Below are 8,809 nucleotides of genomic sequence, written 5' to 3'. Positions count from 1 at the left end.
CCATGTTTTAACAAACGTTATCACATGGGTATGCTTAAAAATAAACGGCTTGGTTTATTTAATTCTCTAAAATGAAACAAACAAACTCTATATTCAAAGAACTCCTCACAGGTCTTTTCGGGCTGGCCTTGGTAGGCAGCTCTCCCGATCTCGTCGGCCAATCCAATGACGGCAACATTTCCGGAACGGTCTATAACGAAGTTACCGGCCGCTCTTTGCAAGGGGCTGTCGTAAGGGTAATTGGCACCAACGCGGTTGATCGCACCGACCAAGAGGGGCGCTTTTTTCTTTCCGGTGTACCTGCCGGATCGCAGGAACTCTCCGTTTATTACGTTGGATTGGAGCAATCGACTACCACGGTGAATGTCTCAGCCAGCCAACCCCAGGTAGTCGTAGTCGGACTCTCAAGCGCAATTTACGATTTAGAAAGTTTTATAGTGGTCCCGCAGGTGGTGGGACAGGAGCGGGCCATCAATCAGCAAAAAACCGCTGCCGGGATCATTAATATTGTATCTGAAGAACAATTCGGTGCCATGCTGGACGGAAACATCGGTCAGGCGTTGCAACGGCTGCCCGGCCTTAGTGTGGACGAGGATCAGGATGGTTCTCAGGGCGCTATCAACATCCGTGGGATTGCCGGCGAGTATAACTCCATCCAGGTGGACGGCAACCGGATCCCCACCTCGGGCGGCGACAATCGCGCCTTTAATCCCCGGCAGTTGGCGGCCGATGGTGTCACCAACATTGAGGTGATCAAGGCCCCGACCCCCGACCGCGATGGCGATGCCATCGGGGGCATTGTCAACCTGGTTACCCGGAGCGCCTTCCAGCGCCAAGGCAGGGAGATGGGTCTCAAACTGGCTGGTATCCTCAATGAACAGCCCGACAAATGGGGTTCTTCAGCCAGATTTTCCTTCTCCGACATTTTTAGCGTAGGAGGCGGGGAGAATAATTTGGGGGTCAGTTTCACCCTCGGCAGGTACGATACGGACCGCTATTCCCTCAATGCCGACATAGACTGGATCCAGGTCACTCCCGGCGGTGACAATGCCTACCTGAATCTACCCGACGACAAACCGGTGTGGTTTCTTGAATCCAGCCACTGGGAATACGACAACCGGGAAACCGAAAACTACTCCATTAGTGGGTCCATCGATTACCGGATCGATGAAAACAACTCCTTATATTTCCGTCCGTCCTACACCTTTTTTCAACGCCATGGAGAGAGTTTTGAAACCGACACCGACATCGACACCCGGTTTCAGAACCGGGACGGCGGCCGGAAGACCTATGCCTTCCTTAACGAAACCAGTGGAGGGGGAACCGACCCGAATACCAACTATGATTTCGGCGGCAGCCGGGCCTCCTTTGGCTGGATTGGAACGGTTGATAATGACGAAAACGACTTGTACACCCTATCGACCGGAGGCCGGCATGAGAAGGACGACAGTCTCTTCACTTGGGACTTGTTTTTCTCGAAGAATAAGTTTGTGGACACCGATAGCACCGAGGTGAATATGCGGACGGATAGAAGCGCCGATCCGAATTTCATCATCAATTATAAAATTATTGATATCGACCGGGGCGTCGTAGAGTGGGATATTGTTAACGATGACGTTATGGATCCCAGAGACCTGAGCCTGATGGACGATGGTGAACTCCGGGACAGTTTCGGCCATAGCAACGAAGATGTCATACAGGCGCGAATCGATTGGGAGAAAACCTTCTCGGGCGACACAGGCGTTTGGACTTTGAAGACGGGCGCCAAATTTAAGAAAAGCGACATGTTTAGAGACTTGACCCGGGATCGCTATGATATGGAAGTGGATGACTATCCTTTCGCTTCCGTACTCAATGATACGGGCGACGAGATGCTGTTTGGCAAACTAAGATACTTTGAGGTAGACATCCAGGCCGCCAAGGACTTGCTGAAAAACAATCCCGAGCTGTATGAATTCCAGGAGGAGAGGTTTTACATCGACAGTAATGTTTCGGATTACGACGCAACCGAAGACACCCTCGCCGCTTATGTTATGGGCACCTATGAAATAGGTATTAACAGCTTTATATTTGGTATCCGCCGGGAGGAAGTCGAATGGAGCAACAGGAACAAAGTAGTCAGTTTCCTGGATGAAGAAGGTTCCGTGATGCCTGGTCATCAAGGCAGCTCTTATGCATTCTGGTTACCGGGTGTGCACGGGCGGCATGAACTTAAGGAGAATCTCATTTTGCGTGAGAGTTACAACAAGAGTTACGGCCGGCCGCGGCTCTCCGAACTTTCCCGCGGGCGTTCGGAGGATGAGGACGGAAATATCCAGGACGGTAATCCCGATCTCGAGCCTGCCGAATCAGACAACTTCGACATTCAGCTGGAGTATTACACCGATCAGGGGGGCCTCTTTTCTATAGGCGTTTTCTACAAGGATATCTCCAATTTTTCTTATGATCGTGTCTATGAATTCGACGTAATCGGTTCGGACGGAATTCCAGTCGAGGTGCCCGGCGGTGGAGATTTTGAGTATGAACAACCGGTCAACGGGACCTCGGCGACCAACAAGGGAATCGAACTGATTGCCCGCCAGCAATTACACTTTCTGCCGGGTGCATTGAGTGGTTTGGCGCTTAGCGGCAGTGCAACCTTCAGCGATAGCAAAGCGAATATCCCCAACCGCACGGATCGTGACGATCTCACCTTGCCGGGTTTCTCTGATAAGATCTATACCGCTACGCTTGATTACGCCTGGTCTGGATTCAATTTGCGGGTAGACTGGCGCTTCCGCGGCGACTATGTAGAAGGCCTGGGAAGTGATATCGAGAGCGACGAATACTTCGCCGAACAAGAACGGATAGATTTTGAGATCTCTCAACGGATACGTCCAGGCATGTTTGTGTATATCACTGGGACCAACATTACCGATGATCCTCTGGTTTCCTATCAGGGGTATCGCCCGTTCGTGGAGGATACCAGTATACCGGGACCCAAATACACCGTCGGAATGGAGTTTAAGTTTTAACCCAATTGCCTGTCACCCCGGCGAAGTTTCGCCGGGGTGATTTTTTTCCTTAGGTGGATTCTCCGCCTTGCGCTGGGCTCGTGAGTAAGCTTCAGTCGCCAGTATAAATTCCCATCAACAGGCATAGCTTTTTTTGTTTCTTATGAAACATACCCGATTGTTCTATCTCGCTTTCTTTTCCGCTGCATCCCTTGCCGCTCACAGTCACAAGGACTGGCAGCCGGCCCATTACCCGGAAGCTCAAGCCCATGCGCCCAGTCCGCTGCCCGAACGGATTGTCCTTACCTGGACCGGCGATCCGGCGACGACCCAGGCGGTCACGTGGCGTACGGATATCTCGATTCCGAATGGCGTCGCCGAACTTGCCATTGCCAACAGCAATGGCCGCGCTCTCAAGCCCGCTCAACACGATGCCACGACGACTCCATTCACCAGCGATCTCAATGAAGCCCATTATCACACGGTAAACTTTACCAGTCTCATTCCGGATACCTTGTACACCTACCGTGTGGGTGATGGGTTAAACTGGAGCGAGTTTTTTCATTTTCGAACTGCCAGTGCTGAACCGAAGCCCTTTACGTTTATTTACTTCGGCGATGCCCAGAACGAGCTCAAAACGCATTGGTCGCGTGTCTTTCGGGAAGCGTTTCGCGATGCACCCCGCGCAGCCTTCACCCTTCATGCCGGGGATTTGATTAATCAAGATGAGCGCGATGCGGAGTGGGGCGAATGGCACGACGCCCCTGCGTGGGTGAACGGCACCGTCCCGGTCATCGCCACACCCGGCAATCACGAATATTTCCGGGTTAACCGGGGACCGGCGAATGAACGTTTCTGGACGGCCAAAAATGGGGGTAGCATCCCGCTCAATGTCAAAGTTGAGGCAATCAAAAATGACGCTGGAAAAACAACTCACCATCGGGCCACCGCCCGCGGTGCGGATGGCCGGACGGCGGTGATCGTCTATGACGACGATGACAAGATTGTTGAGGCAGGAGAGGGAGTAACCGCCATGACCGGCTACTCCGCCCAGGAGCTACTGGGAACTGATTTTGACCGGCCTCCTTTGGCGGACCGCCTGCAGAATGAAGGAGTTCCTACGGTCAGCAGTCACTGGCGTCCTCAGTTCGCATTTCCCGTTCCGGCGGATGTGCCCGAGGGCCTTGAGGAAACCTGTTATTATATCGATTATCAAGGCACCCGCTTCATCTCGCTCGACTCGAACCAGCAGAGGGAAAACCAGATTCCCTGGTTGCGCCGGGTGCTTGAAAACAATCCGAATCAATGGACCATCCTCACTTTCCACCATCCCATCTTCTCTCCGGCCGGAGATCGGGACAACCGGGAGTTGCGCGAGCTGTGGAAGCCGGTGCTTGACCAGTTCAGCGTCGACCTGGTGCTCAGTGGGCACGACCACACCTATGCCCGCACTGGCGCTCTTGCCGCCGATGCGGATCTATCGAATGTCCCGGCCGGGTATCAGCAGGCCTACGATCCGGAGATCGGAACCGTCTACGTGGTATCCGTCAGCGGGCCTAAACTGTATGCCATCACCAAGGGCGACTATGCCGTGCGCTTGGCGGAAGACACCCAGCTATATCAGGTCATCGACGTGGCGGGGGACGCGCTTCATTACAAGGCTTACACCGCCACGGGCCAACTCTACGATGCGTTCTCCCTGAAAAAGAGAGCCGGGAAACCCAATGACCTACTCGAACTTCTTCCCACCGAAAATCGAAGAGCGCCATGATTTCGGTCTGCTGGAAAATGACCGAATTGTCATTATTGTCGCAGCTTTTATCTAAGTTGAAGGGATTATTATAAATCACATGAAATCAGCCTTAGATTGTGGCAATGGCCTAGCTAACTCTAGGCGAAATTGTAGGAAGGGGTTTATCCCCCGATCGCTTGGTGTCGCTTCGAACAATCGGGGGATAAACCCCCTCCTACAGTCGAGTTTCAGCCTCCTGTTCCGAGTGGCGAAGCCGGAACAACCAGGACTCTTGGAGACATTTCTGTGGCGTGACACGATGACCCCGTGGTCAAAACTTCATCGAAAATCATCGTAATACCGCTTAAGTGAGTGCCCTTGATAGCGATCAACATAAACCCCATAATTAACCCTGTATCATGACACACATTCGATCATTTTTCATCGCTTTGGCTTTCACCCTTAACCTCCCTTTGTGGGCAATGGCTGGAGATCTCGTACGTGGTCCGTATCTCCAGCAATCTACGTCAGCCTCGGTTGTCGTGGTCTGGCGGACCGAGGGAGAATCGACTCCGGTGCTACGTTATGGCGATGCGCCCGACGCCTTGAACCAGCAAATCAGAGGTGACGCCATTCTTCTCCGCGTCTCGGCCGACGTGAATGCCCCGGACAACATTCCGCGGCTCTACAAGGAACCGGCTGATGAAATAGCCTCCCGGGAAGCCAGTCACGATCCGTCGACGACTCCCAACACTTACCAATATGAGGCACAGGTAACCGGGCTTAAACCAGGCGCCAAATACTACTATGCAGCTTACGACGGCAACCAGTTGCTGGCAGGTGGAGATGAGAATCATTACTTTGTCACGCACCGCAGCATTGGTAGCGCGACCGACATACGCATCTGGGTAGTGGGAGATTCGGGTACCGGTGAGGAAGAGCAAGCCATGGTTCATGATGCCATGCGCGCTTATGTAAACCGGACTGAACGTGCGGTAGATCATTACATCCACGTAGGAGATATGGCTTATGGCGATGGCACGGACCTGGAGTTTCAGGATAACTTTTTTGCCCCTTATCAGCTAACTCTGCGCAACACCGTTTGTTGGCCTGCTTTGGGAAATCACGAAGGTCATACTTCGCGAGGTATTTCGGGATTCGGTCCTTACTTTGATGCCTACGTCGTCCCAACCCGCGGGGAAGTGGGAGGTGCTCCTTCCGGCACCGAGGCTTATTACTCCTTCGACATCGATGAAGTGCATTTCATCTGTCTGGACTCGCACGACCTCGATCGCAGCCCCGATGCCGCCATGGCTCAGTGGCTTCGCGCCGATCTGGAACAGACCAAGGCCAAATGGATGATCGCCTTCTGGCATCATCCACCTTATACCATGGGTTCGCACAACAGCGACCGCGAGCAGCAGCTCATCGAAATGCGGGAGAACTTCATGCCCATTCTGGAATCAGGTGGGGTAGATCTCACCCTCACCGGACACTCCCACATATATGAGCGCAGCATGCTCATGGACGGCGCCTACGCCACTCCGACCACAGCCCATGGTGTAATCCTTGATGACGGCGACGGACGTATCGGCGGAGACGGAGCCTATCGCAAAAGCAAAGGACTCCAGCCTCACCAAGGTTCGGTTTCCATCGTGGCCGGGCATGGTGGGGCCGGGATATCACGCGAAGGCACCATGCCGGTGATGAGGGAAATTATTTTGGAGCATGGGTCTGTTATTTTAGACATAAAAGATGACACCCTCACCGGCACTATGCTCAACAAGCAGGGACAGATTCGAGATATTTTCAGCCTGGTGAAACAAGGGAGGGTTTCTCCGAAGCGCGTAAAGAACCCCTGGCAACCCATCAACGATTCATCCTTGCTGACCGAAATCCGTTTAACCTTCGCCAAAGAGTCTATCGGCACCATTCCGAAAGGCTGGAAAGTGGTATCGGGTGATATGTCCGATGTTCGGGTCATAGACGAATCCGGAAAGCTGCTACAAGCCAAGGCCGGGCAAAAAGATCTTTTTGCTTTGTATATGCCCTGGAATATTTTTGCCTTTGAATATGGCACGAAGCTTCGGTTGTCTGGTTCGGACAATAAAGGAGCCGGACTCATCTTCGGGTTTGAGGACTTACAGAATTACGGCCGCATATTTTTCGATCCTCAGGCTGGAATGATCCGGGTGAGCCGTTTTGTTAATGGGAAAGAAACGATCCTCGCGGAACGGAAAGCCACTGTCCGTTCCGGCCAGTGGCTGGAGTCTGAAATTGAAGTGATTGGAGGGATTATCGAAGTGCAGTTTCAAAACGCACTGGATAACGACGAAATCGAATTTGTCCTCCAGGGTCTTGCCGAATTTCCTCAAAGTCCGGTTGGGTTTTACATCCCGGCCAAGAGCACTGCGGAGTTTCAATTTTTCTCGATTGAAAACAACGGTAGTGCGCGATGAAGCATTCCTTGATTCCAAAGGGCTTGTTTGTATTCATGATGATTGTCTCGCGGTCCAGCGGACACGACAGTCCTGGCCATGTTATTGAGTCGCTGAACAACCGCATGGTGGAGCAAGGTGCCACTGCCGGGCTGCTAATCGACCGGGCCTTTGAAAACCAGTCGTTGGGGAACTGGGACGCGGTGGTGGAGGATTGTTTGGCGGCTCTGGAAATAGAGCCCGATTCCCGTCTTGCCATAATCGCTTGCACAGAAGCGCTCTTGCAGCTGGACAGACTGGACGAGGCGGAATCGATGACGCGGTACGGGATTGCCTTGGATGGACACGCCCAAGAAAAGACGCCTGTTTATGCTTTGCTGGCGCGTATTCTCACTCGCCAGGATCATCACTTTGAGGCGTTGGAAGCCTGGCGGGCAGCGTTGCGTTCTCCGCAGCCCGAGATCGATTGGTTTTTAGGAGAAGCTGAATCACTCGGGCATTTGTTACGTTATAAAGAACAAGTGGATGCGCTTTCCAAAGCTCGTGAAAGAAACCCCAGTATTGTTCTACACCGTGCGTGGATCCGAGCGCTGATAGACGCCGGTGATTTCGAAACCGCGCTTCAAGAAATAGAAAAGGGAATTGCCAACACCCGTTGGAAAAGTTCCTGGCTGCTTCTGCGAGCCCGTATTCATGAACAACAAAAACGCCATGCCGAAGAAGCAGATGACGCAAGGGTCGCTTTAGTTGAAATTCAAAGCAGGTTGAACACCGACTTTCCTGATCCTTATCTGGTCAAAGAAGTTGATCGGGCTCTCGCCATTTTAAATAAAGGTGACTAGATTTACGGGTACTGTAATTGGCCGGACGTCTGGGTGAGAAGGAAGTGAATTTAAAACCTCGGGGAAAGAATCAAGCTTCGGCTCACGCGACGGAATACGGATTGTTGAAAAATGACAACTTTGTCATGATCCTTTCCGGTTTTGCATAACCTGCATGGTTTATTCTGAGGACATGAAATCGAAATTACTTATTCCAATCCTTCTTGTTTCCTATTCCTTCGCATTCGCGAAACTGTTCGAGCCTGTAGTTGTGCAGGAATCGTTTTTTACCGAGCGCAATGAAGTGGACAACGTGGACTCATTGGCCGCTTGGCATGGACCCAACGGCGAGCACTGGTTGATCCTAACCGCCAAGGGAACTCATGCTCTTTTGATCTACGATGCCTTCACCGGAGCCTTCATAAAAAGAGTAGGCGAGCAGGGCCAGGCGCTGGGGCAGTTCAATCGGCCCAATGGTATCAGCATCCTCGGTGACAAAGTATTTGTCGTCGAACGCGACAACCAGCGCGTGCAAGTGCTCACGCTTCCCGACTTCTTTCAACTGGGTTCCTTTGGGTCAGATCATCTGATTTTTACGAGTCTCTAAAATCGGTGGAAAGCGGGATGGTTTTTGCCGGTTTATTTTGAGGACGGTTAATAGTTTCCAGATGCTGTGTGGAACGCGGAGGCCTTGGCTTAGGGTTGGCGTGTAAAGCGGTAGTTCCCCCCCCCTTTTTTTTTGTGGGAGTGGAATCGGGAGCTTGTATTATTACCGGAGTCATTTACTGGCAATGAATGCAGGTAATCGCGGAGGACTATGAGGAG

Annotated in this window: 5 protein-coding genes; all 5 read left to right on the top strand. The window is 52.3% G+C overall.

What is annotated here, in order from left to right; translation table 11 throughout:
• Positions 1-71: 71 nt before the first annotated feature.
• The 5 genes from O3C43_23720 to O3C43_23700 all read left to right on the top strand — a co-directional run bounded on the left by O3C43_23720 (position 72) and on the right by O3C43_23700 (position 8,591).
• The gene (locus O3C43_23720) at positions 72-3,014 is read left to right on the top strand and encodes a TonB-dependent receptor (GenBank protein MDA1069494.1); all 2,943 of its coding nucleotides are present in this window, start codon (positions 72-74) and stop codon (positions 3,012-3,014) included.
• Positions 3,015-3,156: 142 nt separating this feature from the next.
• Positions 3,157-4,764 carry a fibronectin type III domain-containing protein gene (locus O3C43_23715; protein MDA1069493.1) on the top strand — a complete coding sequence of 536 codons (1,608 nt, stop codon included), beginning with the start codon at positions 3,157-3,159 and terminating at the stop codon, positions 4,762-4,764.
• A 380-nt stretch (positions 4,765-5,144) separates the two neighbouring features.
• Positions 5,145-7,184, top strand: a complete 2,040-nt coding sequence (locus O3C43_23710) for a metallophosphoesterase (protein ID MDA1069492.1) — start codon at positions 5,145-5,147, stop codon at positions 7,182-7,184.
• A complete protein-coding gene (locus tag O3C43_23705; GenBank protein ID MDA1069491.1) occupies positions 7,181-8,005 on the top strand; it encodes a tetratricopeptide repeat protein in 825 nt (274 codons plus the stop codon). The genes O3C43_23710 and O3C43_23705 overlap by 4 nt, the downstream gene beginning before the upstream one ends.
• A gap of 172 nt (positions 8,006-8,177) precedes the next feature.
• Positions 8,178-8,591 (top strand): hypothetical protein, encoded by a 414-nt coding sequence (locus O3C43_23700; GenBank protein ID MDA1069490.1) that lies wholly within the window; start codon positions 8,178-8,180, stop codon positions 8,589-8,591.
• Positions 8,592-8,809: the final 218 nt, after the last annotated feature.

It is taken from the genome of Verrucomicrobiota bacterium, assembly GCA_027622555.1.
Taxonomy (GTDB): domain Bacteria; phylum Verrucomicrobiota; class Verrucomicrobiia; order Opitutales; family UBA2995; genus UBA2995.
This window is presented reverse-complemented; position numbering and strand designations above follow the sequence as displayed.